This window comes from Faecalibacterium sp. DFI.5.82 (genome assembly GCF_029076575.1).
GTDB lineage: Bacteria > Bacillota > Clostridia > Oscillospirales > Ruminococcaceae > Faecalibacterium > Faecalibacterium duncaniae.
Genome location: NZ_JARFIS010000775.1, coordinates 1 through 300 on the forward strand (window position 1 = coordinate 1; position 300 = coordinate 300).

The 300-nt window shown below is 70.0% G+C and carries 1 protein-coding gene; it reads left to right on the forward strand.

All coding sequences use genetic code 11. The features are described from left to right. On the forward strand, positions 1-300 hold a 300-nt coding region (locus tag P0G09_RS18855), incomplete at both ends, for an ATP-binding protein (protein ID WP_275253437.1).

The window sequence follows — 300 nt, forward strand, 5'->3', positions numbered from 1 at the left end:
TGTTCCCCCAGTGCGGTGCGGCAGTACCGCAGCCGGGTATCCGGCCCCCTGCTGGATCGCATCGACCTCTGTGTGGAGATGGACCCCGTTGCCTTTGACGAGCTCCACACCACCTCCCCCGCCGAGAGCAGCGCAGACCTGCGCAAGCAGGTGCTTGCTGCCCGGGCCGTGCAGGCCAAGCGCTATGCCGCCCCCGGATATGAGGGCGTGCGTTGCAATGCCCAGCTCACAGCCGGGCTGGTGCGGCGTGTCTGCCGGATGACCCCCGCCGCCGAGCGGCTCCTCCGCGCCTCCTACGAC